This window comes from Thermosulfurimonas marina (assembly GCF_012317585.1).
In the GTDB taxonomy this organism is placed as follows: Bacteria; Desulfobacterota; Thermodesulfobacteria; order Thermodesulfobacteriales; family Thermodesulfobacteriaceae; genus Thermosulfurimonas_A; species Thermosulfurimonas_A marina.
On the sequence record NZ_CP042909.1, the window covers coordinates 1,599,164 to 1,624,725 of the forward strand.

The window sequence follows — 25,562 nt, forward strand, 5'->3', positions numbered from 1 at the left end:
GCGTGGGAGGAAGGGGCCTTTATCTTCTCCTAGCGGTGCTCCTTGATCGCCTGTTGGGAGATCCCTCCTTCGGGCATCCGGTAAGACTCATCGGGTTTTTAGGAGAAGCGGGCTTCCGGGTTTTCAAATCTTTAAGGGCCCTGGGAGGGCTCTTGACCCTCTTTTTCTGCGGGGGACTTTTTGTGGGATTGGTCTGGGGCTCGGTAAAGGGGGTCCCCTGGCTTGAACCCCTGTGGCTCTTTTATTTTCTGGCCTTGACCTCTCTGGAAAGAGAGGTGGGCCAGGTCTTTGAGGCCCTGAAGGGGGAGGGGCTTTCTGCGGCCCGCAAGCGCCTGCGGTATCTGGTCTCCCGTCGGGTGGAACTTCTGGATGAGACCGGGGTGATCCGCGGGGCGCTGGAGACCCTGGCCGAAAATTTCAACGACGGGTTCTGTGGCCCGCTTTTCTGGTATGTGGTGGGCGGACTTCCCGGGACGGCCTTTTACAAGGTGGTGGAAACCCTAGATTCTATGTTCGGCTATCCTTACGGTCCTTATCGGGCCTTCGGCTGGCCTATAGCCCGTCTGGATGATCTTCTGAATCTGGTCCCGGCCCGGCTTTCTGCGGTTTTTCTAGCCCTTGCGGCTCCCTTTTGCGGAGGTTCCTTTTTCGAGACCCTGCGGGTGGCCCTGCGGGACGCCCCGGCCCACCCTTCCCCCAACGCCGGCTGGCCGGAGGCTGCCTTAGCCGGAGCCCTGGGTATTTCCCTGGGAGGCCCCATTCCCTATCCCCGGGGGTGGGAGGAGCGGGCCTGGCTCGGGGAAGGGCTGCGGGCTCCCCGTCTGGAGGATTATTCTTGCGCCCTGCGGCTCACTCGCCTAGCGGCCCTTTGGGCCCTGGCTACGGCGCTTTTGGTCTTTTTCTTTTGAGGTTATGCTATAAGATATGGCCGGGATTTCCCGAAAAGGACTCCTTTCCGAGATCAACGTGACCCCTCTGGTGGATGTCATGCTGGTCCTTTTGATCATCTTTATGATCACCGCGCCCCTTCTTACCACCGGCCTTAAGGTAGACCTCCCCGAGACCCAGGCGGGAGAACTGCAGGCTACCGGAAAGCCTCTGGTGATTGTGATCACCCGGGAGGGGAAGATCTTGGTGGGCCGGAAGGTCCTTTCTCTAAAAAGGCTTTCCCGCTGGCTTGCGGAGGCCCGCTCCGCCGGCCTCATTAAAGAGGTCCAGCTCCAGGCCGACCGTCGTGTGCCCTACGAGGTAGTGGCCCGGGTCCTGGGAGAACTCTCGGCCGCAGGCATCACCTCCGTGGCCCTGGTGACCCAACCCCTGGAGCATGAAGGGTCTTAAAAAATTTTTCCTTTTGAGCCTGGTCCTCCACCTCCTGGCTCTGGGAGTCTTTACCCGAGGGCTGGCTACTAAACCCCAACCCCGGACGGTAGAAATACGTTTGGCCCGGCTGGAGGTGAAATCTCCTCCGAAAAGCTCTCCCTTGAGTCTTTCCCGCCCGGAAAAGAAGCCCCCTTCCAAGCCCCAAAAATCCCTTAAAAGAAAAAAGGTCCTCTCCCAAAAGAAAAGGACCCGAAGGGCCCCCAGAAGAAAAAAAGTGATTTCAAAAAAAGCTTCAATAGTTAAACACAATTGGGCTAATAAACGAAAAAAAATAAAAAATACTGGAACAGAAGTAGCTGCCGGGGAGGAAAGGCTCCTGGAGGAGCGTCTGGCGGAGCTCTCTTTGCGTCGGAGATTGGAAGCGCTCAAGAAGGAGGTTTCCCAGAAAGAGGCCTCCGGAGGGGGGAGAGAGATCCCTGAAAACTTCGGGGCCCTTTTAAGGACCCATCTTCAGAGCTTTTGGGAAATTCCGGCCTCCCTTTCCGGTCGCAGAGATCTTTCGGCCCTGGTGGTGTTGCGTCTTTCGTCCACCGGGGAACTTCTCGGGTATCGCTTCCTCCGCTCTTCCGGGAATCCCCTTTTTGACCGGGCGGTGGAGGCCGCCCTTAAGGCGGCCAGTCCCTATCCTCCCCCCGGAAGACCCCTGGAGATCCGGGTCCTTTTTCGGCCCGAGGGCCTGAGCTAGCCCTCCACCCTTTCCACCCGTTTGGCCTTGCCCGGATGCCGGGGAAGTTCCCCTTCGGAAAGGAGTTTTACCTCTGCGTGGAAGCCCAGGAAATTGTAAATCTCTTCGGCCAGTTTTTCCCGCAGACTTTCGTCGCGCTGGCGGCACTCCACCAGGATCTCCACGAAGTCCTTTCCGGCGCGTTTTCCGATGCGGATGAGATATTCGGGGGTGGTCTCCGGATGTCGCATGAGGATTTCTTCGATCTGTCGGGGGTAGAAGTTTACCCCCTTGACCTTGAGCATGTCGTCGGTGCGACCTTTGATGCGGTCCACCCGGAGCATGGTGCGTCCGCAGCTGCAACGCTCCCGAGAGAGGATGCGGGTGATGTCCCGGGTGCGGTAACGGATGAGAGGAAGGCCCTCCCGGGTAAGGGTGGTGACCACCATTTCCCCCTCCTCTCCGTCCGGTAGGACCTCTCCGGTCTCCGGGTGCACAATCTCCACCAGATAGTGATCCTCCCAGACGTGGATCCCCTCATGGGCGCGGCAGTCTATACCCAGGCCTACGCCTCCGGTCTCGGTCATGCCGATGATATCGAAGGTCTCGATGCCCATGGCCTCTTCGATGTAACGGCGGGTCTCGTCGCTCCAGACCTCGGCTCCGAAGATGCCCACCCGGAGGGCGGTCTCCCGAAAGTCAAAACCCTCCTCCCGGGCTACTTCGATAAGGCGCAGGGGGTAGGAGGCGATGGCTCCCAGGGCCGTGGTCCTGAAATCCTTGATGAATTTAAGTTGCATAAGGGTGCGGCCCGGGCCGATGGGCACCACAAAGCAGCCGAGGCGTTCGGCCCCGTAGTGGAAGCCGAAGCCTCCATTGAAAAGGCCAAATCCCGGGGTGATCTGGAGCACGTCCGCAGCGGTCACTCCTGCCGCGGCCAGACACCGGGCCATGATTTCCGCCCACTGTTCCACATCCGCCCGGGTGTAAGGATTAATGACCGGGGTGCCCGTGGTCCCGGAAGACATATGAAAACGTACGAAGGCCTCCTTGGGAGCACAGGCCAGGCCCAAGGGATAGGCCTCCCGCAATTCATCCTTGGTGATGAAGGGGAGTTCTTTTACCTGCGAGAGATCCTGCAGGTCCTCCGGGGCTATTCCGGAAAATCTCTGGGCGTAGCGGGGATTGTTCCTTTGGATATGGGCCAGGGTCCGGCGCAGACGCTCCAGTTGGAGTCTTTCCAGTTCTTCACGGGGCATGGTCTCCAGACGCGGCTGATACATCCCTAACCTCCCTTCCGAGCTTTTTCTACGGCCCGCTTAAAACCCTCGCGGGACCTTTCAATCACCCTTTCGTCAACGCAGAAGGCCAGGCGAATGTGCCCCGGGGCCCCGAAGCCCCGTCCGGGCACGGCCAGAATAAGCTCTTCCTGAAGCAGCCGACAGAACTCCACATCATCCACCGGGGTCTTGGGAAAGACGTAAAAGGCCCCTTCCGGACGCACGAATTCCAGGCCCGCTTCGGCCAGAATTTCACAGAGAAGATCCCGCCGGCGCTGATAGACCGAGACTTCCACCAGGGTCTCCGCACACCGGGCGGCGATACGCTGGGCCAGAGCCGGGGCGTTAACGAAGCCCAGGATGCGGTTGGCCAAGATGAGGGCGGCCAGAATTTCTTCCTTTCCCGGCATTTCCGGGTGTACGGCCACAAAGCCGATCCGTTCTCCCGGAAGGCTTAGTTCCTTGGAAAAGCTCCCCACCACGAAACTGGCTTCGTAATGCTGGAAGATCGTCGGAGTACGCTTTCCGTCGAAGACCAGGTTACGGTAGGGCTCGTCGGAGACCAGGTAGACGGGCCGGCCTAGGGCCTGGCTCTTCCCCCGCAAGAGTTCGGAAAGGGCCGCCAGGTCTTCTTCCGGATAGAGTCTACCCGTGGGATTGTGGGGAGAGTTCAGGAGAACGGCCTTGGTCTTTTTCCCGATAGCCGCTTCCAGGGCTTCCAGGTCCAGGGAAAAGTCCTCGCGAGTGGCTACCGGTCGGGGCACCCCCCGGTGATTTTCCACATAAAAGACGTATTCCACAAAGAAAGGCGAGGGGAAGACCACTTCGTCTCCGGGCTCAAGCAGGGTCTTGAAGATGATGTTGAGCCCCCCGGCGGCCCCACAGGTGAGAACCACTTCTTCCGCAGAGACCGACACCCCTTGCTCGCGGCTTACCTTGCGGGCCATGGCCTCTCGGGCGAAGGGAAAGCCGGCGTTAGGCATATAGGCGTGGAGTTCCGGACGATCCTCCGCCAGGATCTCCTCTAGGGCCTTGCGCACCTCCGGGGGGGGAGGCACATCGGGATTGCCCAGGCTGAAATCGCAGACCCGTTCGGGCCCGTATTGGGCCTTAAGCCGGGCCCCCTCTTCAAACATCTTCCTTATCCAGGAGGCCCTTTCCAGATAGCCTTTGATCTGGGTGGCGATCACGAGCTTCCTCCTTGGGTCCAGGATTTCCGGATGTTCTTTTATTACAAAAGTGGGCAAAAATAAAGACTGGAGGGGGAGAGCTCCCGGGTCTTGCGGTTAGGAAAGAGGCCAGTAACGGCTGAAAAAGCGCTTAACGTCTTCTAAGTATTCTCGGAATTTGGCGGAGGGTTCCCCCCTTATCTCCGGCTTTCCGTCCCCGGAAAGGACCCGAATTACCCGGGCCACGCTTTCGGCAAGTCCGGTAAGGCTGTAGCCTCCCTCCAGGGTCAGGAGAAGGCGCCCTTCGGCACTCTCTTCCGCCACCTCTTTGATTACCTGGGCCAGAGCCCCGAACCCTTGAGAGGTGACCCGCATACCCCCCAGGGGGTCGTCCTCGTGGGGGTCAAACCCGGCAGAGACGATCACCAGTTCCGGCCGGAAGGCCCGGGCCACCGGCCGCAGGACCTCCTCAAAGACCGCCAGATACTCCGCATCCCCACAGCCTGCGGGAAGAGGCACATTTACCGTATAGCCTTCGCCCTCTCCGTGGCCTACCTCTTCCAGGCGACCGGTCCCTGGATAATAGGGAAACTGGTGGGTGGAAAAGTAAAGGACCTTCCGGTGTTGGTAGAAGGAGCGTTGGGTGCCGTTTCCGTGATGGAGATCCCAGTCCACCAGGAGGATACGGGAGAATTTGAGGACTTTTAGGGCATAGTGGGCGGCCAGGGCCGCGTTGTTGAAAAGACAGAACCCCATGGCCTGATCGTATTCGGCATGATGCCCCGGGGGCCGCACCAGGCAGAAGACGGAGGAAAAGTTCTCCCGAAAGAGTTCATCCAGGGCCACGAACTGGGCCCCAACGGCGTAAAGGGCCGCCTCAAAGGAATCTTCAGAGGTGGCGGTATCCGGGTCAAGCTGCACGTAAGGTTTCCCGGCGGTGGCGGCTATCCTTTCGTAATGGGCCTCACTGTGATTCCAGAGGATTTCTTCTTTAGTGGCCTTGCGGGGGGCGAGCCAGCTCACCCGAGGGGCCAGGTCTTCTTGGGCCAGCCTTTCCCGGATCTTGACCAGCCTTTCCGGACGCTCGGGATGATAGTCTCCGGGACGGTGCCTCAGAAAGATATCGTCGTAAACCAGCCCTACCTGCATCTCACACCTCCTCCCCCTCAGGGACCCCTGAGGGCCGGAAAGACCTCTTTTAATCCTTCTACCATATATTCTACGGCAATAACAGCCAGAAGGAGTCCCATGAGGCGCACCAGGAGGTTGGCCCCGGTTCTTCCCAGAAAGCGGGCCAGGCGTGCCGCCTGCGAGAAGAGAAGGAAGGTGGCCAGGAAGGTCAGGGCGCAGGCGCCTAAGACGGTGAATTTCATAGAAAGATCCTCTCCCCCGGCCAGCACGATCACCGTGGTGATGGCCCCGGGCCCGGCCAGGATGGGCACCGCCAGGGGCACCAGAGAGATGTCCTCCCTCTGCCGGCTTTCGGCCTCCTCCGGAGGGGTGCTTTTGGTGCTCCGGGGCTTGGCCTGGAGCATCTCCAGGGCGATCAGGAAAAGAAGGGCCCCTCCGGCCACCCGGAAAGAACCCAAAGAGATCTGAAAAAAGGAAAGGATTTTTTCTCCTAGAAAGATAAAGGCTGCCAGCACCAGAAAGGCCGCCAGAGAGGCCTTAAAGGCTGTAAGGCGGCGTTCTTTTTCCGTATAGCCCTCCGTAAGGGACAGAAAAAGGGGAATACCTCCCACCGGATCCACGATTACGAAAAGGGCCGTAAAAGTTTTCAAAAAGACCTTAAGTTCGAACACGCCCCAGGCCCCGTAAGTAAAGATAGGCCCCGGGCAGGGCCCCTACCAGCACGGTGGAGTATACCAGAAGTCCTAGGAGAAGGGCCTTCTCTTGGGGCACGCCCCGCAGGCTCATAAAATATACCAGGGAGGCCTCCCGCACCCCCAGTCCCCCCAGGCTCACCGGAAGCGAGGCCAGGAAGCCGGTGACCGGGACGAGGACCAGGAAGTCACTTGCGGGCATCTCCACGGCCAATCCCCGGGCCATAACCACAAACTGGAGTACATAAAGGAGTTGCACTCCCAGGCCGTAGAGAAAGATCTTTCCGGCCTGAGGGAGGCGCAAGGGTTCGAGATAGGGGGCCCTCCGGGAGGAAAGGGTGGCCCAGAGGGTCAGCCCCATCCCTCCGGCCACCACCGCAGCCGCCCACAGAAAAAGGGTTCGACGAAGATGGAGGGGCAGAAAATCCCCCCACCGGGGTAGGGCCAGAAGCAGGATAAAACAGAGCCCGGCCAGTCCGGCCCCGCGATCCAGGATCACGCTGACCCCGGACTCCCGGGCCCGCAATCCCTCTCGATAGAGATAATAACTGCGCACCACGTCTCCTCCCATAAGTCCGGGAAGGAGGGTGTTAAAATACATGTTCACCAAATAAAGTTTAAGGAAGAAGCCGTAGGACTGTCTGAGCCCCAGGTGGGAGCAGATGGTCTGCCAGCGCAGGGTGCTCAGGGCCTGAAAGGCGGCATAGACTATAAATCCGGCCAACCACCAGAGGGGGGAATAGGCCCGAAGGGCCGCGGCAAGCGAGGAAACCTCCACCCGGCGGAGGAGATAGACCAGGAGCCCGGTACTAACTCCTACCCGTAAGAGAAAGCTGGTCCATTTTTTCACGGCAGGATTTCCCGGAGGGCGTAGGTTCGGCGACCGCTGCCCTCATAATAGGCGCGCATGATAAGCTCGGCCAGAAGTCCGGTACAGACGAGATTGATCCCGGTAAGGATGAGGAGGACTCCGAGGAGGAGAAGGGGCCGGTGGCCGATCTGTTGGTGTCCAAAGATCTTCAGGAAGGAAAGATAGAGTTCGATGAGAAAGCCGGTCCCAAAGAGGAGGCCTCCCGGGAGCCCGAAAAAGTGGAGGGGCCGGGTGGCGAAGCGCTGGAAGAAGAACATGAGAAGGAGGTCCAGGAGCACCCGATAGGTGCGCGACAGGCCGTATTTGCTCTTTCCAAAGCGGCGGGGGTGGTGGCGCACCGGGACCTCGGCAATCCGGGCCCCTCGGAGATCGGCCAGCACCGGGATAAAACGATGGAGTTCTCCATAGATCGTCACTCCCTGAAGGGCCTCCCTTCGGTAGGCCTTGAGGGTGCAGCCGTAGTCATGGAGGCGCACTCCGGTGATGCGGCTGATGAGGGCGTTGGCCACCCTGGAGGGAAGTTTGCGGGTAAAGAAGGGATCCTGGCGATTTTTTCGCCATCCGGAGACCAGGTCATAGCCTTCTTTTAATTTGTCGAGGAGCTTGGGGATGTCTGCAGGATCATTTTGGAGGTCGGCATCCAGGGTGACCAGGATCTTTCCCCGGGCGTGATCCAGCCCGCAGGTCAGGGCCGCACTCTGGCCGAAATTGCGCCGCAGGATGAGGACCCGCAGCCAGGGATAACGCTTCACGGAATCTTTCAGGATCTCCGGGGTGCCATCGGTGGAACCGTCGTCCACGATGAGGACTTCAGCCGGAGGGATCTGGGGCAGGATCTCCGCCAGCCTCTCCAGAAGATGGGGCAGGGCCTCCTCTTCGTTGTAAGCCGGAATCACTATGGACACTTCCGGATCCATAATTAGCTTCTATACCGAGGGGGATAGCCCTTGACAAGAGAAGCTAGCTATTTTATAAAAGCTCTAAACAAAAATTAATTCAAAGGAGGCCGGAATGAAGAGTTTGAAGGGCACCCGTACGGAGAGGAATCTTTTGACGGCCTTTGCCGGAGAGTCTCAGGCCCGCAATCGCTACACCTTTTTCGCTTCTCAGGCCAAGAAAGAGGGGTTTCAGCGCATTGCGGACATCTTTCTGGAGACCGCGGAGCAGGAAAAGGAACACGCAAAGCGTATTTTCAAGTTTCTGGAAGGGGGTTTGGTAGAGATCCAGGCTGCTTATCCTGCGGGCCGCATAGGGAACACCCTGGAGAACCTTCTGGCCGCGGCCGAGGGCGAAAACTATGAACACAGTCAGATGTATCCCGAATTTGCTCGGGTGGCCCGGGAGGAGGGCTTCCCGGAGGTGGCGGCGGTGCTGGAGGCCATTGCCGAGGCGGAGAAATTTCACGAAAAGCGTTATCGGGCCCTGGCCGAGCGGATCAAAAACGGCACGCTTTTTAAGCGCGACGAGCCCATCGCCTGGCGCTGTCGCAACTGCGGCTATATCCATGTGGGACCAGAGGCCCCGGAGGAGTGCCCCTCCTGTGCCCATCCCCGGGGCTACTTTGAGCCCCTTTGTGAGAATTTTTAAAGGCCGCGTGCTTGACAGTTCTGGGAAGGGCCGTTATTTTTAAGCCCCAAAAAAAACGGCGTCCCCGTCGTCTAGCCAGGTCCAGGACACCGGCCTTTCACGCCGGCAACGTGGGTTCAAATCCCGCCGGGGACGCCATTTTTAATTTTGGACTTTTTTAAAATTCGCTAAGCTTGCTCTCGGAAAATTCGAATCGTAATTTCCGCATAATTATAGTCTCTTGCAATAAACTTTTTGGAGAGGCTACAGGGCAAGATTTGGAAAACTATGCCCGGATTTCCAAGGAAACTGTTGAAGGAGTTTCAGAACTTCTTTCAGGAAAGGTTATTCAAGATATCTCAAGAGAGTTGCTAAGGAGGAGAAAAAATAAAAGGGGAGGCCTGAGGCCTCCCCCGAGTTTTAGGCGGTCACCTCAGCAGGCTCGAGTTCGGTCTGGTAGACCTCGTGATAACCCTCAGCCAGCTTGGAGATATAAGCTAGCCCAGCGATCGCGGGGAAGATGGCAAAGGGCCCTAACACTGCAAAGCTTACCAAACCCACCCCTAAGAGACCGGCATTTTTAATGGCTTTCATTTGACTCACCCCCTTCTTTTTGGATTCTGTTTATACCATAAAACAGGTTAAAGACAAAGTCAATTAAGATACTCCAAATTTCCAGATTATGGAAAAAATAATTTCTGGAAATCGGGGGGGGAGGCCCGGGGTGCGGCTTTAGAAAGTGCCCGTAATCTGGTTGACAGCTTCTGCGGGACTTGTTAATAAATCACCAATGGAAAGGGAAGGCGCGTAGCTCAGTGGGAGAGCGCTTGCTTGACGCGCAAGAGGTCGGCGGTTCGATCCCGCCCGCGCCTACCATTTATTAAAGGCCTCTTGGGGGCAGCCCCGGGAGGCCTTAGTTTTATTAGGAGTAGGGGAGGTGAAAATCCATCTCCATTATCGGGGACAAGAGGCCGAAGTCGAGTCCGGGGTGCCTGCCGCCCGTCTACTGGAAGTCTTTGATTTTGAGGGCCGCCGTCCGGTGGCCTTCCGGGTAAATGGCCAGCTCCTAGATCTTCACTCCCCCCTTCTTGAAGGGGGAGAAGTGGAGCCCATCTTTCCCGAGGATCCCGAGGCTCTGGAGGTCCTGCGGCACACGGCGGCCCACGTCCTGGCCCAGGCGGTAAAGGAGCTCTTTCCGGAAGCCCGTCTGGGGATCGGCCCGGCCACGGAGGAAGGCTTTTACTACGACTTCGATTACCAGAGGCCCTTCACCGAGGAGGACCTTGCGGCCATCGAAAAGCGCATGAAGGAGATCGTCAAGCGTCGTCTGCCCCTTAAGAGGGAGGAGCTTCCGCGCCAGGAGGCCGAGCGGTTTTTTGCCTCCCGGGGCGAGACTTACAAGGTGGAGCTCCTTAAAGAGATTCCGGAAGAAAGGGTGAGTATTTATCGGCAGGGAGATTTCGTGGACCTTTGTCGGGGGCCCCACCTTCCTCACACCGGGATGGTCAAGGCCTTCAAGCTCCTTTCGGTGGCCGGGGCCTACTGGCGGGGAGACGAACGCAACCCTCAACTCCAGCGCATTTACGGCACGGCCTTTTTCGACCAGGAAGCCCTTAAAGAATACTTAAAGCGTCTGGAGGAGGCCAAGCGCCGAGATCACCGTCGTCTGGGCCGGGAGCTTGAACTTTTCAGTATTGAAGAAGAGGTAGGCCCGGGGCTCATTCTCTGGCACCCCAGGGGGGCTATAGTCCGCAAGGAGATTGAGGATTTCTGGCGGGAGGAACATCTCAGGCGGGGCTACCAGCTGGTCTTTACCCCCCACATCGCCCTGCGGGATCTCTGGAAGATGTCCGGGCATCTGGATTTCTATGCCGAAAACATGTTCGCCCCCATGGAGATCGATGAGAGGGCCTACCAGCTCAAGCCCATGAATTGTCCCTTTCACATCCTGATCTACAAGAGCCGCAAGCGGAGCTACCGGGAGTTTCCCATCCGTTACTGTGAACTGGGGACAGTCTACCGTTACGAGCGCAGCGGGGTCCTTCACGGTCTCATGCGGGTGCGGGGCTTCACCCAGGACGACGCCCACATCTTCTGTCGGGAGGATCAGTTAGAGGAGGAGATCTTTCGGGTGCTCGATCTGGTGGTCTATTTCCTTACGGTTTTCGGTTTTGAGGAGTATCAGATCTATCTTTCCACCCGCCCCGAGAAATATGTGGGCTCGGAGGAGGTGTGGGAGAAGGCCGAAGGGGCTTTGCGGGCGGCCTTGGAAAAGAAGGGCCTTCCCTACGAGATTGATCCCGGAGAGGGGGTCTTTTACGGTCCCAAGATCGATCTCAAGATCCGGGACGTACTGGGCCGTTTCTGGCAGTGTTCCACCATTCAGGTGGACTTCAACATCCCGGAAAGATTCGATATCTCCTACATGGGGCCGGACAATCGTCCCCACCGGCCCATTATGATTCACCGGGCCCTTTTGGGGTCTCTGGAGAGATTTTTCGGGGTCCTCATCGAGCATTACGCCGGGGCCTTTCCCCTGTGGCTGGCTCCGGTGCAGGTAGCGGTGCTCACCGTGGCGGACCGCCACGAGCCCTTCGCCCGTAAGGTCTGTGATCTTCTGCAGGCCGCAGGAATACGGGTGGAGCCGGACTTCCGTGGGGAACGCTTGGGCTACAAGATCCGGGAGGCTCAGGTCAAGAAGGTCCCCTACATGGTCATCGTGGGGGATCGGGAGGTGGAAGAAGAGCGCCTTACGGTGCGCACCCGGACCGGAGAAAACTTGAGCTTTTCTCCGGAAGAATTTTTGCGTAAACTCCGAGAAGAAATCCAGAGCAAAAAAATCTAATCTAAGAGGGAGGTTTTTTTGGGAAGCATAGACAAGCGCCGCTATCGGATTAACGAACAGATCCGGGCCCGGGAGGTACGGCTCATCGGTCCGGACGGAAAACAGATCGGAATTGTGCCTCTGCGGGAGGCCCTGGCTCGGGCTGAGGAATACGGGCTGGATCTGGTGGAAGTGGCCCCTCAGGCCAGTCCCCCGGTCTGCAAGATCATGGACTACGGACAATTTCTCTATCAGGAGGCCAAGAAGGCCAAGGAAGCCAAGAAGCGCCAGAGCCAGGTAGAGCTCAAGGAAATCAAGGTCCGTCCCAAGACCGAGGAACATGATCTCCAGACCAAGATTCGGCATATAAGGCGCTTTCTGGAGGATAATAACAAGGTCAAAATCCGGGTCTTTTTCCGGGGCCGGGAGATTGTGCATCCGGAGCTGGCGCAGAAGGTCTTGCAAAAGATCCAGGAAGCGGTTAAGGATTTGGGCCAGGTCGAGATGGCTCCCCGGATGGAGGGCCGACAGATGATCATGATTCTGGCCCCCCTTAAGAAATAAAAGGCAGGTGAGACCATGGGCAAGAAAAACAAGATGAAGACCAATCGTTCGGCGGCCAAGCGATTTAAGGTTACGGGTAAGGGCAAGCTGGTGCACTTTCGGGCCGGTCGCAGCCACCTCAACCGGAAAAAGACCGCCAAGCGCAAACGCCGCTTGCGGCAGGACAAGGTCCTGGAGGGTGGCTACGTAAAGCACGTCAAGCGCTTGGTACCTTATAAGTTCTAAGGGAGGGGAAAAGATGCCGCGGGCAAAAGGCGGATTTAAGACTCGGAGGCGACACAAGAAGCTCATCCGCATGGCCAAGGGTTACTGGGGCCAGCGCAAGAACTGTTTCCGGCGGGTGCGGGAGACGGTGGAACGGGCCCTGGTCTACGCCTATCGGGATCGTAAACAGAAAAAGCGCGATTTCCGGAGGCTCTGGCAGGTACGCATCAATGCCGCGGCCCGGCTTCACGGGATGAATTACAGCCGTTTCATGGGAGGCCTCAAGAAGGCCGGCATTGCCCTGGATCGCAAGATCCTGGCCAATCTGGCGGTAACGGAGCCGGAGGTCTTTGCCAAGCTGGTGGAGAAGGCCCGGGCCGCCTGGCAGTAACCCTCCATGACCGAAAAGGAGCTGGAGGCCTTAAGGTCGCGCCTTAAAGAAGAGCTGGCCGCCCTCCCTGACCTTAAGGCCTTGGAAGAGTTCCGCGTTCGTTACCTAGGAAAAAAGGGCGAGATTACCCGCATCCTCAAGGGTCTCAAGGATCTCCCTCCGGAACAAAGGCGGCGGGTGGGGCGGCTGGCCAACGAGTTGCGGGACGAGCTGGAAGAGGCCCTGCGAGCCCGCCGGGAGGCCCTTCTACGGGCGGCCGAAGACGAGACCCCGGGGGTGGATCTTACCCTGCCGGGGCGTCCCTTCGAACTCGGGCGTCTCCATCCGGTGACCCAGACCCTGCAGGAGATCTGTGCGGTCTTTCTGCGGCTGGGTTTTGACCTGGCCCGGGGCCCGGAAGTGGAGACCGACTACTACAACTTCGAGGCCCTGAATATCCCTCCAGACCATCCCGCCCGGGACATGCAGGATACCTTTTATTTGGAGGGAGGGCTTCTCCTGCGCACCCACACCTCGCCCATTCAGATCCGGACCATGCTGGCCCACAGGCCGCCCCTGCGGATCATCGCCCCGGGAAAGGTCTACCGCTGCGACTCCGATGTGCGCCACACCCCCATGTTCCATCAGGTGGAGGGCCTTCTGGTGGACCGGGAAGTGAGCTTTACCGACCTTAAGGGCCTTCTCACCTATTTCGCCCGGGAGATCTTCGGTCCAGAGACCCGGGTGCGCTTTCGGCCCAGCTATTTCCCCTTCACCGAACCCAGCGCGGAGATGGATATCGAATGTGTGATCTGTCGGGGAAAGGGCTGTCGGCTCTGCGGAGAGACCGGCTGGTTGGAGATCCTGGGGGCCGGGATGGTTCATCCCCAGGTGCTGCGGGGTGTGGGTTATGATACTGAAAAGTGGCAGGGGCTGGCCTTTGGCCTGGGAGTGGAGCGCATCGCTATGCTGCGTCACGGGATCGACGATATCCGGCTTTTTTATGAAAATCATCTCCGCTTTCTGGAGCAATTCTGATGCGGGTCCCGGTAAGTTGGTTGAAGGAGCTGGTGGAAACGGAGCTTTCAGCCGAGGAGTTGGCCGAAAGGCTTACTCTGGGGGGCCTGGAGGTGGAAGGGGTAGAGGAGGCCTATCAGGCCCTGGGTCCGGTGGTGGCGGCGGAAATTCTGGAAGTCAAGGCCCATCCAGAGGCCGACCGCCTTGCGGTGTGCGAGCTTTCCGACGGAAAAAGGCGCTATACCGTGGTCTCCGGGGCCCCGGGGCTTAAGCCTGGCCTCAAAGTGGCGCTGGCCCTTCCGGGAGCGGTCACCTTTTCCGGGGCTAAGGTCCAGGAGACCCGCCTTCGGGGGGTGCCTTCCGAGGGCCTGCTTCTTTCTCCTTATGAAGCCGGGGTCTCGGAAGAAAAAAATCGGCTCCTGATTCTTCCCCCGGAGGCCGAGCCCGGCTTTCCCTTCCATGAGGCCCTGGGGCTTTCGGAGCCGGTCCTTGAGGTGGCGGTTACCCCCAACCGGGGGGATTGTCTTTCCATCCTGGGGGTGGCTCGGGAGGTCTCGGCCCTTACCGGAGCCCCGCTCAAGTTTCCGGAAATCCCCGCGTTCCCTGAAGGAGATCTCCGGGAATACCTGGAGTGCGCCATTGAGGACGAGGAGGGGTGTTTTCGCTACGCGGGAAGGCTCCTCGAAGGGCTTTCCGTAGGGGAATCCCCTTTTTGGATGGCCCAGAGGCTCTGGATGTGCGGGCTGCGGCCCCTCAACAATCTGGTGGATGTGACCAATTATGTGATGCTCGAGCTGGGCCAGCCCCTTCATGCCTTCGATTACGAAAGGATCCGGGGAAAAAGGATTCTGGTGCGGGCCGCCCGGGAGGGGGAGGGGCTGCGCACTCTGGACGGACAGTGGCGCGAGCTTCCGACCGGCACCTTGGTGATTGCCGATGCCGAGGGGCCGGTGGCTGTAGCCGGGGTGATGGGCGGGGAAGAAAGTGGGGTCAGGGAGGAGACCCGGAGGGTGTTTCTGGAATCCGCCTGGTTCAATCCGGTGAGGATCCGCCGTTCGGCCCGGAGCCTGCGTCTTTCCACGGAAAGTTCCTACCGCTTTGAAAGGGGGGTGGATCCGGAGGGGGTGCCTCGGGCCCTAGACCGGGCGGCAGCCCTGCTGGTGGAAGTGGCTGGAGGAAGGATTCTTCCGGGAAAGATAGACCTCTATCCTCGGCCCTGGAAGGCCCCGGAGATCCGTCTGCGCCGCACCAAGCTCATAAGTTATCTCCGCTGGGAGCGGCCCTTCTCCGAGGCGGGCGCATATCTCAAACGCTTGGGGGGGGAGGTGCAAGTGGGAGAGGAGGAGCTCCTCTTCCGGCCGCCCTCCCATAGGGGTGATCTGGTCCTGGAGGAGGACCTTATCGAGGAGGTAGCCCGGCTCTACGGCTATGACCGCCTTCCGGTGACCCTGCCGGTGGGAGAGCTTTCGGCTCGGCCTCTAGAAAGGGAAGATCGTGTGCTTTCCCGGGTGCGGGAGGCCCTCACGGCGCTGGGTTTTTACGAGGTGATCAACTACAGTTTTATCGATCCCCGAGCCCTGGAGGTCCTTGAACTTCCCGAGGGCGATCCCCGTTTGCGTCCCCTGCGCCTGGCCAACCCCCTCTCCGAGACCCAGTCCGTGATGCGGACCACCCTTCTTCCCGGGTTGCTGGAGACGGCCCGTTTCAATTTTTTCCGCGAGGTGGGGCGTCTGCGAATCTTCGAAGTGGGGAGGGTCTTTTTCCCGGGAGAAGGGGAGTTGCCGGAAGAGCGCCTTCACCTGGGGCTGTTGGTCCTGGGCCTTTTTGAGCCTCCCTTCTGGGGAGGGCGGGGCCGGCCGGCCGATATTTATGATCTCAAAGGGGTGCTCGAGACCCTCTTTGAGTCCCTGGGGCTTTCGGGGCTGACCCTCAAACCCCAGTCCCGAGAGGTCTTCTTGCGCCGGGGCTTATCTTTTCGTCTTCTGGCCGGGGAGCAGGAGATAGGCTATGCCGGGGAGGTCAAGAACTACCTCCGGGCCCAATACGAGCTTCCGGCCCCTCTTCTAGTGGCGGAGATGGATCTTACGGCCTGTCTAGCCCTTCCGGAGCTTCCCCGACGTTATCAGGGACTGCCGCGCTTTCCAGCCACCTCCCGGGACCTTTCTTTGGTGCTCCGCGAGGAGGTTCCCGCCGGCGAGGTCTTGCAATTTCTCACCGGGCTCGATATTCCTTATTTGGAGAAGGTGGAGGTGGTGGATGTGTATCGGGGAGAGCCGCTTGCGGCAGGAGAAAAGAGTGTAACCATTCGTTTCGTCTATCGGGCCCCGGAGCGCACCCTTACCGACGAGGAGGTCAACGCCCTGCAGGAGGAGGTCGCCGCCAAGGTCCTTTCGGCCTTTGGAGGGCGCCGGCGATGAAGCCCAAGACCTTTACCAAGCGGGAGCTGGCCCGCCGCTTACACGAGCGATTTGGTTTTTCGGAAAGGAGTATGTATCGTCTGGTGGAGGCCCTGCTTGAGGAGATGAAGACCGCCCTTGAGAGGGGGGAGGAGGTTAAGATCGTGCACTTCGGCCACTTTCGGGTGCACTATCGCCGGCCCCGCCGGGGAGTCAACCCCCGGACGGGAGAAGCCATTATCATCCCTGGGGCCAGGACGGTGCTTTTCCGGGCGGCCCCCACCCTCAAGGCCCTTTTGCATGCCCAGGAATGAGCGCCCTCGCTATCACACCATCGGTGAGGTGGCCGAACTCCTCGGCCTGGAGCCCCATGTTATTCGATATTGGGAAAAGGAGTTCCCGCAGTTAAGACCGCGGCGTCTGGCCGGAAGACGCCTTTACGGTCCGCGGGAGATCGAGCTTCTGCGGCGCATCAAGCACCTTCTTTATGAAGAAGGATACACCATTGCCGGAGCCCGCAAGGCCCTTTCCGAGCGCCCATCTCCCTCGCGGCTCCTTGCCGATCTCCGCCGGGAGCTAGAGGCCCTCTACCGGATTCTGAATTCCTGAGTTGACAAATCCATTTTTGAGTATAATAATATCTAGATAGACTAAATCCACAAAAAGGAGGAGGCCCATGGCGGAGTATCGGGGTATTTATCGGTGTAACGTATGCGGGAACATAGTCATGGTACTTAATGCCGGGAAAGGGGAGCTGGTCTGTTGTGGCCAGCCCATGGAAAAGCTCGAGGCCGGCTCGGTGGATGCGGCCCAAGAAAAGCACGTGCCGGTGATCGAGAAGGTGGCGGGAGGCTATAAGGTAAAGGTGGGCAGCGTGCCGCACCCCATGGAGGAGAAGCACTACATTCAGTGGATCGAGCTTCAGGCCGACGGCCGATCCTACATCCAGTTCCTGAAACCGGGACAGGCTCCGGAGGCCTTCTTCTGCGTGGAGGCCGAAAAGGTTACCGCCCGGGAATACTGCAATCTTCACGGGCTCTGGGAGTCCTCTAAGGTCTGTGAACCTCTGAAAAAATAAGCCAAAGGAGGTAAGCCATGAAAAAGTACCAGTGCAGTGTCTGCGGCTATATCTACGATCCGGCCCAGGGAGATCCGGACCGGGGCTATCCCCCGGGAACGGCCTTTGAGGATCTTCCCGACAGCTGGACCTGTCCGGTCTGCGGGGCGGCCAAGAGTGAATTTACCCCCTACGAGGGCTAAAGTGGCCCCCGGCCCCGAGCCGGGGCCGGGGAATCTTTTAAAATAAGGAAAGGAGGGATGCCTTATGGGAGCGGTGAAGATCAAAGAGGGCCTCTACTGGGTGGGGGCGGTGGACTGGAATGTGCGCAACTTTCACGGCTACACCACCCATCGGGGAACCACCTATAACGCCTATCTTTTGGTGGATGAAAAGGTCGTCCTTTTTGATACGGTAAAGCTTCATTTTTTTGATCAGTTCATGGAACACATACGGGAGGTCCTGGGGGATCCCCGGAAGATCGACTACCTGGTGATCAATCACATCGAGCCCGACCACGGAGGGGCCATCGCCCGCACGGTGGAGGCCATCCAGCCGGAGAAGATCTTCTGCACCCGCAACGGCCGTCTAGGGATGATCGGCTATTTCCATCGGGAGGACTGGCCCTTCGTGGAGGTAAAGACCGGAGACAGCCTCAAGGTAGGTCGGCGCACCATTCAGTTTGTGGAAACCCCCATGGTCCACTGGCCGGACAGCATGGTCTCCTATATCCCGGAAGAAAAGGTCCTCATTTCTCAGGACGCCTTCGGGGAACACTACGCCACTAGCACCCGCTTTGACGACGATGTGGACTTCTGTGAGCTCTTCCAGGAGGTGGCCAAGTATTACGCCAACATCGTGTTGCCCTTCTCCCCGCAGGTGCAGAAGGTGCTTCAGACGGTAAAGGACCTCAAGCTGGAGATCGAGATGATCTGTCCGGACCACGGGGTCATCTGGCGCAGGCACGTAAAAGAAATCCTTGAGGCCTACGACCGCTGGAGCCGTTACGAGGCCGAGCCCCGGGTTCTGGTCATCTATGACACCATGTGGCACAGTACGGAGAAGATGGCCTGGGCCCTTTACGAGGGAGCGGTCAGCGAGGGGGTGGAGGCGGAATTCTTCCGGCTTTCGGTAACGGACACCACGGAGCTCATGACCGAGGTTATGCGGGCCAAAGGCCTGGCCTTTGGTTCTTCCACCCTGAATAACGGGCTTCTTCCCACCGTGGCCGGCTTTACTACTTATATGAAAGGTTTGCGGCCGCGGAATAAGCTGGGCCTGGCCTTCGGCTCCTATGGCTGGAGCGGGGAGGCCGTAAAACACCTCAACAAGGTCTTTGAGGAGACCAAGACCGAGATCGTGCACGAGGGATTTCGGGTGAAATACGCCCCCACGGAGGAGGATCTGGCCCGGTGTCGGGAATTGGGCCGGCTTCTGGCCCAGAAGGTCAAAGAGGCCTGCGGTGTCTAAGGTAAGAGATCTCAAGCGGGGGGTCTGGGGGCTTCTAGAAAGGGCCCCGGACCTCTCCTCCCTTTACCGGGGGCTTGAGGCCTTTCCCCCCCGCAAGGCGGTAAGTCCCCTCATCGGGGCTTTCTGTCACCGCGAAGAACGCGTGCGGTGGTGGGCCATCCTGGGGTTGGGCTATGTGACCGCCCGTATCGCCGAGGAGGATCTGGAGGCCGCCCGCATTGTTATCCGGCGTCTCATGTGGATGCTCAATGAGGAGTCTGGGGGCATGGCCTGGGGGGCTCCGGAGGCCCTGGCCGAATGCCTCTATCAACACCGGGGACTGGCCGCGGAGTACACGCCTATTCTGGTCTCTTATCTCCGTCCCGATGGCAACCTTCTGGAGTTTCCCCCGGCCCAGCGCGGGGTGGCCTGGGGTATCGGGCGCCTGGCGGAGAAGGAGAGGGAGCGCCTTCTGGCGGAAGAGGCCCCGCGTTATCTCCTGCCGGTTCTTGATTCCTCAGACCTGGCCGCTGCCGGCCTGGCAGCCTGGGCCCTGAAACGCCTGGGGGTGGTCCCCGAGGAGAAGCTTCCACGCCTTCGGGAACTGGCCTTTTCGGATTATACGGTGCATTTCTTTGATGGTCGGGAATTAAGGAATTATCGTGTGGGGGATTTAGCCCGAGAGATCCTGGAGGCTGCGGATGGAAGGGAGCCTTTATCAGGAGATCAAGGAACGCCTTGAACGCCTGGAAAGGGAAGAAGGGCTTAATCGGGAACTGGTGATCGATGCCCGGACCCGTCTTGAAGGCCTGGAGTGGACCATCCTCCGGGTGGGAGCGGCGGTGGATCGCCTGCGGGAAAGCCTGGGGATAGTGCGGCGGGCCAGCCAGGAAGGGTTCCTGGCCCTTTCTTTCGGGGGAGAATATCTGGAGTTTCTCAAGGCCGAGGTTCTACCAGCTCGAAAGTAATCTGCCGGCGCCTTAGATTTACCTCCTTCACCCTCACCCGGACCCTTTGGCCGATCTGAAAGAGGCGGCCGGTGCGGCGGCCTACCAGGCGATGATTTTTTTCGTCCAGAAAATAGTAGTCATCGTGGAGATCTGTAAGGCGTACCAGTCCGGAGACGAAATATTCTTCCAGTTCCACGAAGAAGCCAAAGGCCGTGACCCCGGAAATGATCCCGGTAAAGGTCTCTCCTAGATGTTCCTGCATGAAGCGGACCTGCACCCTTTCCAGCATCTCTCGTTCGGCCTCCATGGCCGTGCGTTCGCGCTGGGAGAGATGTTTGCCCATTTCCACCAGCTTTTCATAAGGATAGGGCGGGCGTTTGCGCTTAAGAGCGGTTTTGAGGGTCCGGTGGACCACCAGGTCGGGATAGCGCCGGATAGGAGAAGTGAAATGGCAATAGCAGGCCGAGGCCAGGCCGAAGTGCCCGATGTTTTCCGGACTGTACTGGGCCTGCTTCATGGAACGCAAAAGAAGCATGTTTACCAGATAGGCGTAAGGGCGGCCCTCCGCCAGACGAATGACCTCCTGTACCCAGGCCGGGGTAGGTTCCACCGGAGCTTCCAGATCCAGGCCTAAGGTGCGCGCAAACTCCACAAATTCCCGAATTTTCACCGGGTCCGGCGCCTCGTGCACTCGGTAGAGAAAAGGATAGCCCCGCTCTTCCAAATAACGGGCCACGGCCTCGTTGGCGGCAATCATAAATTCCTCGATGAGAAAGTGGGCCAGATGCCGCTCCCGCCGCACGATGTCCCGGATCTCCCCCTGAAGATCCAGGACCACTTCCGGCTCCGGAAGATCGAAGTCGATACTGCCCCGGGAAAGGCGCCTTTTGCGCAAGAGCTGGGCCAGCTCGGCTGCCGCCTCTAGCATCCGGAGAAGGGGTTTGTATTTCTTTCGCAACTCCCGGTCCCGGTCCACCAGCATGGCCTTGACTTCGTTGTAAGTGAGACGGGCGTGACTGCGGATGACGGCGGGATAGAAGCGACTGCGGCGCAGGTTCCCTTCCCGATCAAAGTCCATCTCCACGGTCAGGGCCAGGCGTTCCACCTGGGGATTGAGGCTGCAGAGTCCGTTAGAGAGCTTTTCCGGGAACATGGGGACCACCATGTTGGGAAAATAGACACTGGTTCCCCGTTCATAGGCCTCGCGGTCCAGGGCCGAGCCCGGCTTTACGTAATGGGAGACGTCAGCAATGGCCACGTAAAGTTTATAGCCGGTGCGGGTGCGGCGTACGCAGACCGCATCATCAAAGTCCCGGGCGCTCTCCCCATCGATGGTCACCAGAGGCACCCGGGTGAGATCCCGGCGGCCGGCCTTGTCTTCCGGGCGTACTTCGTCGGGGAGTCGGGCCAGTTCCTCCCTCACACGGCGGCTCCAGCGGTGAGGCAGTTCGTAATTGTAGATGACGGCCTTGGCCTGGGTCTGGAGATCTTCCGGATCCCCCAGGACCTCCACCACCCGGCCCTCGGGAATGCGGCGGCCGGGAGAAAAGTCCGTGATCTCCGCCACTACCATCTCCCCGTCCTCGGCTCCGCGCTCCTCTCCCGGGGGAATGAGGATCTCCACCGGAAGTCTTTCGTCTTCGGGGATGACCGTGGAGACCTTGCGACTGCGGTAGAAAAAGCCCACGATCCTCTTGCGCCGGCGCTCCAGGATGCGGATGACCGTCCCCTCAGGGCCCTTTTTGGTGCGGCGTTCGATGCGGGCCACCACCAGGTCCCCGTCCAGGGCCCCCTTAAGTCGCCCCGGAGGGATGAAGACCGTAGGGGCCTTTTCATCTTCGGGATTTACGAAACCGTATCCTTCGGGGTGCACCGAGAGCCTTCCGGTGACCAAAGGCATTTCCTCCGGAAGGCCGTAACGTCGCCCCTTGATGTGAATGAGTTCCCCGCGGGCCGCAAGCCCCTTGACCAGGCGCCGAAAGGAGGCCCTTTCTTCTTTGGGAATATGCAGGAGGTGATAGAGCTCCCGCAGGAGGAGGGGGCGGCCCGCCTCCCGCATGGCCCCCTTAATGGCCTCCGGCAGAGGAAGGTCTAGATAGGCCGGGCGCTTCTTACGCCTTTTTTTCTTGCGCGCCATGGGCCGATTTTAACCTCTAAATTTCCTTCCGCCACTCCCTCCCAAAAATGGGATCGGATCCTATTTTTGATAAAGGAAGTTTGGGGTTTGAAAGCCCAAAAATTAAAAGGAGATGGGGGCCCTAGGAGCCCCCTCCCTTCGAAAATAGGATCGGATCCTATTTTACCGTTTGAGGTTGATGAGTTCGTCGAGCATGGTGTCGGTTACCGTAATAATGCGGGCGTCGGCCTGAAAGCCTCGCTGGAAGATGATCATCTTCACGAACTGTTCCCCCAGGTCCACGTTGGACTGCTCCAGGCTATTGGGAGCGATGGATCCCAGGCCGTTAGTGCGTGGTTTTCCAGTGATGGGCGGCCCGGAACCCGTGGTCTCCCGATAGAGATTTCCCCCCACCTTGTCCAGTCTTTCCGGGGCATTGAAGTTGGCCAGCGCCACCATCCAGAGGGGAATGACCCGTCCGTTAGAATAATGCCCGGTGATTACCCCGTCGGTATCCACGGAGACGGTTTCCAGGGACCCCGGGCCGAAACCATTCTGGTCGTAAAAGATGGTGGAGTTGCTGGTGGCGTACTGGGTGGTGCGCACGGACTCCGAGCGCCAGGAATCTTTATAGTAGTATCCAAAATTCATTTCGATCTGTTGCAGGGCCTGCACATTGGTCCCCTGATCCTGTTCGGAGCCTGCCGGACGGTTGTCCACCAGGTCAATTCCCAGAAAATCGGCAATGAGAAGGGGGTAACCATTGGCTCCGGTGGCCTCAAAACCATCGGCGGGATCGGCCACCGGCACTCCATTGGGCCCCACGATCTTTACCGGCACCCCGGTATTAGCGTCGATACGGTAGGTCTCGTAGAAATTTTTCACGTTTCCCTGGTTATCAAAGGAGAGCCTTCCGTACATCAGGACTCCGCGCTTGGTATCCGCGTAAGTACTTCCGGAAGGGATGTCCTTGGTCACAGTGACCGAGCCCTCCTGGTCTACCCACTGCATGGGATCCGCATCCCGCACGAAGTCCCGCTGGTCCTCCGAAGGGTTACAGGTGACCAGGAATTCGTAGGTATTTTCTTTGGTGGTGGTATCGTAATAGATGGTGATTTCGTGGGGGGTGCCCAAGGAATCGTAAACCGTAAGGGTGGTGCGGTAAGTGTATTCCGTGGAGGCCAGGGGGGTCTCGTTGCGGGCATCCCAGCGATCAAGAAGGGTGGGGACCTCCTGGAGGGGGTAGGAAGCCGCCAGGTTTAGGGAGCCCGTACCCCCGGTGGTCACCGCGCTCCAGTCAAGATTAACCCTCTGTGTGGTGCCATCCAGGAAAAACCAGGTATCGGTATCAGCGATATTAGTAGCCTGGGCCAGGATAGTTCCGCCTTCGCCCGTGGGGTCTGCCGGGGCAGGAGTGGTGGGATTCTCGACCACATAGTAATCCCACCGACTATCTCCGCTATCATAATAGAGCCACAGACGTAGGTTGCGGGTGTTTCCGTTGGCATCCGTAAGGGTATAGTCCAGATAATTCCAGGTGTCCGGGGTGATGTCTCCGTTCACTTCTACCCGTCCCAGTCGTCCAGGGGCCGAAAGAGTATCGGCGGAGGTGGTATGGGTGACCGCACTCCAGTCCACAATGATGTTTTCTCCAGTGGTGGGAAGCTCGACGGTGGCCCGGGTGGTGCTCGCATTGGTTCCCTGGGCCAGGATGGGACCGGTGGCGTTGTCTTTCCGGATGACGTAATTCCATTTATTAAGGCCGGCATCGTAGGTCAATTCCACATAGAGCTTGTTATCATTCCCGTCTACATCCCGGACCACGAAGGTAGTACTTACTGTACTACCATCGTCCACATCGCCGTTGAGATTTACGATCAGGGTTTCCAGTTCTTCCCGGGCGTCAAGGTTGGTAATGACATCAATCTTGGAGGTAGCCACCGGGGCCGAGGTCCGGTCGATGCGGATATCGGTGATGGCTCCGGTGATGTCTCCGGTATTTTCGTCGATCTGCCAGCCCTGCACCCGGAAACCGGAAGGATTGATGAGATAGCCATTTTTGTCCACCGTGAATTGTCCATCCCGGGTATAGAAGATGTTTCCGGTGGAGCCGGGTTCCTTTACCATGAAAAAGCCGTTTCCAGCGATGGCCAAATCCGTAGGGCTGGCTGTGGACTCGAAGGACCCCTGGCCGAAGGTGGGATAGAGGGCCTGCACCGTGGCTCCTCGGCCGAGCTGCCCGGAGCCGCTCGCGGTGTTGATGCTCTGGGCCATCACGTCTTGGAAGGTCACCCGAGAGCCCTTAAAGGCCGTGGTGTTTAGGTTGGCCACGTTGTCTCCCACCACACTCATTCCGTGCCCCAGACTTTTGAGGCCGCTGGTTCCGGTAAAAAGGGCATCGGTGAGAGCCATGACTACACCTCCCCATTTATATTTCGGAATTTGTTTTCAAAACCTTTAATCCAGCGCATCATCTGGCCCTCAGAAAGTCTTCGAGCATCTGATCCGCAGTGGTGATCACCCGGGCGCTCGACTGAAAGGTCCGCTGGAAGGTAAGGAGATGGATCATCTCCGTGGCCAGGTCCACGTTGGAGGTCTCCAAAGCCCCGGAAGAAAGGGCGGCTGCGGAATCGCGTCCGGGATTCAAAAGGATAGGCGTGGCCCCGGCCCGGGGAACAAAGAGATTGGCTCCGGCCCTATCCAGCGAATCCTCAAGGCCGGTGAAATCCGCCAGCCAGATCCGGGCCACCTCCTGGGACTGCTGGTTGGTGTAAAAGGCCCGCACCGTTCCGTCCACATCGATCTCCACCCGGTCGAAGATCCCCGGAGGATAGCCGTCCTGATTTTGATAAAGGACGGCAAAAGGGGTGGCGTACATATGCGAGGAGAGGGGAGTGCGCACCAGGTTCCCTTGGGGGTCGTAATAGAATCCCAGGTCCAGATCGATGGTCTGGGGGGTCCCGGTGAAATTCACCGTAAACTGAGGGGTGCCGCTCTGGGTAAGGTCCTGGGGGGTGAGGGTTCCGTCCAGGTTCACCGTGTAAAAGCTGGCCTGGGTGATCTCTCCCGTAGCCCCGAAATCCAGGGTGCCCCAGAGGAGGGCCCCGGCGTAGGGGCCTGTGCCGCGCCAGTCCTCAGCCGGATCGGCCAGGGTGAGTAACACCTCGTACTGGTTGTTCTGGTCCGTAGTGTCCAGATAGAGATTCAGGAGATGGTCCACCCCGGTGGGGTCGTAAACCTTCAGGCTGGTCACGTATTCGTAGTCGTTGCTGTCAATAGGTCCGGTGGGGCGGGTGGCATCCCAGGCCTCAAGGAGTCTCCGGCTGGTCCCCTCGGTCTCCTTGCGGGCATCGAGGTTGAGCTGTAGGGAAATCCGGCTGGTGCCCCTTCCGGCGATGGTCCGGGGGATTTCCACCGGGCTGAGCTGGGTGGTGTTCGTGGGAGAGGCTGTGGGATCGGCCCCGAGGAGTGTATAGCCCAGGGGGGTAACCATGCGCAGGGTATTATCTCCGGTTTCTTCCAGGAGAAAATGCCCATCCCGGGTATAGTAGGTGTTGGTCCCGTCAGAGACCGCAAAGAAACCCCGTCCCATGATGGCCAGGTCGGTGGGGATGTCCGTGGTCTCATAGCCTCCGGGAGAGAAATCCGTGGTGAGGTCGAAAAGGACTCCCAGGCCCTTTTCCCGGGGAAAGACCTCGCCCGAGGCCTGAGCGAAGATATCCGCAAAGAGGCTCCGGTCACCCTTGAATCCCGTGGTGTTGAGGTTGGCCACGTTGTTGGCCGTAACCCGCAGGGCCAGGCTCTGTTCCTGAATCCCGGAGGCCCCGGTGTAAATGCTCCCAAAGATCCCCATGGCTTGACC

At 59.0% G+C, this 25,562-nt stretch carries 27 protein-coding genes and 2 tRNA genes; 19 read left to right on the forward strand and 10 right to left on the reverse strand.

What is annotated here, in order from left to right; translation table 11 throughout:
• The first annotated feature begins 2 nt into the window (after positions 1-2).
• From cbiB to FVE67_RS08325, 3 genes are all read left to right on the forward strand, one after another.
• Positions 3-908, forward strand: coding sequence for an adenosylcobinamide-phosphate synthase CbiB (cbiB, locus tag FVE67_RS08315; RefSeq protein ID WP_168720135.1), 906 nt, complete (start codon positions 3-5; stop codon positions 906-908).
• A 16-nt stretch (positions 909-924) separates the two neighbouring features.
• Positions 925-1,338 carry an ExbD/TolR family protein gene (locus FVE67_RS08320; RefSeq protein WP_168720136.1) on the forward strand — a complete coding sequence of 138 codons (414 nt, stop codon included), beginning with the start codon at positions 925-927 and terminating at the stop codon, positions 1,336-1,338.
• Between the two features lie 385 nt (positions 1,339-1,723).
• On the forward strand, positions 1,724-2,065 hold the full coding sequence (locus FVE67_RS08325; protein WP_168720137.1) for an energy transducer TonB: 342 nt from the start codon (positions 1,724-1,726) through the stop codon (positions 2,063-2,065).
• Here FVE67_RS08325 and FVE67_RS08330 read toward each other — a convergent pair.
• The 6 genes from FVE67_RS08330 to FVE67_RS08355 form a co-directional block, all read right to left on the reverse strand.
• On the reverse strand, positions 2,062-3,327 hold the full coding sequence (locus FVE67_RS08330) for a phenylacetate--CoA ligase family protein (RefSeq protein ID WP_168720138.1): 1,266 nt from the start codon (positions 3,325-3,327) through the stop codon (positions 2,062-2,064). The two genes, FVE67_RS08325 and FVE67_RS08330, sit on opposite strands and share 4 nt — an antisense overlap.
• 2 nt (positions 3,328-3,329) lie before the next feature.
• Positions 3,330-4,514 (reverse strand): pyridoxal phosphate-dependent aminotransferase, encoded by a 1,185-nt coding sequence (locus FVE67_RS08335; protein ID WP_168720139.1) that lies wholly within the window; start codon positions 4,512-4,514, stop codon positions 3,330-3,332.
• A 96-nt stretch (positions 4,515-4,610) separates the two neighbouring features.
• Positions 4,611-5,642: a histone deacetylase family protein gene (locus FVE67_RS08340; RefSeq protein ID WP_168720140.1), complete on the reverse strand. Its 1,032-nt coding sequence runs from the start codon at positions 5,640-5,642 to the stop codon at positions 4,611-4,613.
• Between the two features lie 17 nt (positions 5,643-5,659).
• The gene (locus tag FVE67_RS08345; protein WP_168720141.1) at positions 5,660-6,295 is read right to left on the reverse strand and encodes a MarC family protein; all 636 of its coding nucleotides are present in this window, start codon (positions 6,293-6,295) and stop codon (positions 5,660-5,662) included.
• A complete protein-coding gene (locus FVE67_RS08350) occupies positions 6,282-7,166 on the reverse strand; it encodes a lysylphosphatidylglycerol synthase transmembrane domain-containing protein (protein WP_168720142.1) in 885 nt (294 codons plus the stop codon). The genes FVE67_RS08345 and FVE67_RS08350 overlap by 14 nt, the downstream gene beginning before the upstream one ends.
• Positions 7,163-8,104, reverse strand: a complete 942-nt coding sequence (locus FVE67_RS08355; RefSeq protein ID WP_168720143.1) for a glycosyltransferase family 2 protein — start codon at positions 8,102-8,104, stop codon at positions 7,163-7,165. The genes FVE67_RS08350 and FVE67_RS08355 overlap by 4 nt, the downstream gene beginning before the upstream one ends.
• A gap of 94 nt (positions 8,105-8,198) precedes the next feature.
• Here FVE67_RS08355 and rbr point away from each other — a divergent pair, with 94 nt between their 5' ends.
• Positions 8,199-8,774, forward strand: coding sequence for a rubrerythrin (gene rbr, locus FVE67_RS08360; RefSeq protein WP_168720144.1), 576 nt, complete (start codon positions 8,199-8,201; stop codon positions 8,772-8,774).
• Positions 8,775-8,834: 60 nt separating this feature from the next.
• A tRNA-Glu gene (locus tag FVE67_RS08365) sits at positions 8,835-8,912 on the forward strand.
• Positions 8,913-9,173: 261 nt separating this feature from the next.
• Here FVE67_RS08365 and FVE67_RS08370 read toward each other — a convergent pair.
• Positions 9,174-9,347, reverse strand: a complete 174-nt coding sequence (locus tag FVE67_RS08370; RefSeq protein ID WP_168720145.1) for a hypothetical protein — start codon at positions 9,345-9,347, stop codon at positions 9,174-9,176.
• A 207-nt stretch (positions 9,348-9,554) separates the two neighbouring features.
• On the opposite strand from FVE67_RS08370, the gene FVE67_RS08375 reads away from it, so the two are divergent.
• From FVE67_RS08375 to FVE67_RS08440, 14 genes are all read left to right on the forward strand, one after another.
• Positions 9,555-9,629, forward strand: a tRNA-Val gene (locus FVE67_RS08375).
• A 61-nt stretch (positions 9,630-9,690) separates the two neighbouring features.
• Positions 9,691-11,598: a threonine--tRNA ligase gene (gene thrS / locus FVE67_RS08380; RefSeq protein WP_168720146.1), complete on the forward strand. Its 1,908-nt coding sequence runs from the start codon at positions 9,691-9,693 to the stop codon at positions 11,596-11,598.
• A 27-nt stretch (positions 11,599-11,625) separates the two neighbouring features.
• Positions 11,626-12,141, forward strand: a complete 516-nt coding sequence (gene infC / locus FVE67_RS08385) for a translation initiation factor IF-3 (RefSeq protein WP_343036328.1) — start codon at positions 11,626-11,628, stop codon at positions 12,139-12,141.
• 33 nt (positions 12,142-12,174) lie between these two features.
• On the forward strand, positions 12,175-12,366 hold the full coding sequence (rpmI, locus tag FVE67_RS08390) for a 50S ribosomal protein L35 (protein ID WP_246167886.1): 192 nt from the start codon (positions 12,175-12,177) through the stop codon (positions 12,364-12,366).
• 13 nt (positions 12,367-12,379) lie between these two features.
• The gene (rplT, locus tag FVE67_RS08395) at positions 12,380-12,736 is read left to right on the forward strand and encodes a 50S ribosomal protein L20 (protein WP_168720149.1); all 357 of its coding nucleotides are present in this window, start codon (positions 12,380-12,382) and stop codon (positions 12,734-12,736) included.
• 6 nt (positions 12,737-12,742) lie between these two features.
• Positions 12,743-13,753 (forward strand): phenylalanine--tRNA ligase subunit alpha, encoded by a 1,011-nt coding sequence (gene pheS / locus FVE67_RS08400; protein ID WP_168720150.1) that lies wholly within the window; start codon positions 12,743-12,745, stop codon positions 13,751-13,753.
• Entirely contained in the window at positions 13,753-16,149 is a 2,397-nt protein-coding gene (gene pheT, locus FVE67_RS08405) for a phenylalanine--tRNA ligase subunit beta (protein ID WP_168720151.1), read from the forward strand. The genes pheS and pheT overlap by 1 nt, the downstream gene beginning before the upstream one ends.
• Positions 16,146-16,442, forward strand: coding sequence for an integration host factor subunit alpha (locus FVE67_RS08410; RefSeq protein WP_168720152.1), 297 nt, complete (start codon positions 16,146-16,148; stop codon positions 16,440-16,442). The genes pheT and FVE67_RS08410 overlap by 4 nt, the downstream gene beginning before the upstream one ends.
• On the forward strand, positions 16,429-16,737 hold the full coding sequence (locus tag FVE67_RS08415) for a MerR family transcriptional regulator (RefSeq protein ID WP_168720153.1): 309 nt from the start codon (positions 16,429-16,431) through the stop codon (positions 16,735-16,737). Before FVE67_RS08410 ends, FVE67_RS08415 begins: the two co-directional genes overlap by 14 nt.
• A gap of 67 nt (positions 16,738-16,804) precedes the next feature.
• Positions 16,805-17,206, forward strand: coding sequence for a desulfoferrodoxin (locus FVE67_RS08420; RefSeq protein ID WP_168720154.1), 402 nt, complete (start codon positions 16,805-16,807; stop codon positions 17,204-17,206).
• 17 nt (positions 17,207-17,223) lie between these two features.
• Positions 17,224-17,388, forward strand: a complete 165-nt coding sequence (gene rd / locus FVE67_RS08425; protein ID WP_168720155.1) for a rubredoxin — start codon at positions 17,224-17,226, stop codon at positions 17,386-17,388.
• A gap of 64 nt (positions 17,389-17,452) precedes the next feature.
• Positions 17,453-18,655: an FprA family A-type flavoprotein gene (locus FVE67_RS08430; protein WP_168720156.1), complete on the forward strand. Its 1,203-nt coding sequence runs from the start codon at positions 17,453-17,455 to the stop codon at positions 18,653-18,655.
• The gene (locus FVE67_RS08435; protein ID WP_168720157.1) at positions 18,648-19,376 is read left to right on the forward strand and encodes a DVU0298 family protein; all 729 of its coding nucleotides are present in this window, start codon (positions 18,648-18,650) and stop codon (positions 19,374-19,376) included. The genes FVE67_RS08430 and FVE67_RS08435 overlap by 8 nt, the downstream gene beginning before the upstream one ends.
• Positions 19,336-19,602, forward strand: coding sequence for a hypothetical protein (locus FVE67_RS08440; protein WP_168720158.1), 267 nt, complete (start codon positions 19,336-19,338; stop codon positions 19,600-19,602). The genes FVE67_RS08435 and FVE67_RS08440 overlap by 41 nt, the downstream gene beginning before the upstream one ends.
• Here the strand turns inward: FVE67_RS08440 and rnr are convergent.
• From rnr to FVE67_RS08455, 3 genes are all read right to left on the reverse strand, one after another.
• Positions 19,571-21,721 (reverse strand): ribonuclease R, encoded by a 2,151-nt coding sequence (gene rnr, locus FVE67_RS08445; protein WP_168720159.1) that lies wholly within the window; start codon positions 21,719-21,721, stop codon positions 19,571-19,573. The two genes, FVE67_RS08440 and rnr, sit on opposite strands and share 32 nt — an antisense overlap.
• A 162-nt stretch (positions 21,722-21,883) precedes the next feature.
• Entirely contained in the window at positions 21,884-24,112 is a 2,229-nt protein-coding gene (locus FVE67_RS08450) for a flagellar hook protein FlgE (protein WP_168720160.1), read from the reverse strand.
• Positions 24,113-24,170: 58 nt separating this feature from the next.
• The gene (locus tag FVE67_RS08455) at positions 24,171-25,553 is read right to left on the reverse strand and encodes a flagellar hook protein FlgE (RefSeq protein WP_168720161.1); all 1,383 of its coding nucleotides are present in this window, start codon (positions 25,551-25,553) and stop codon (positions 24,171-24,173) included.
• Between the last annotated feature and the right edge of the window lie 9 nt (positions 25,554-25,562).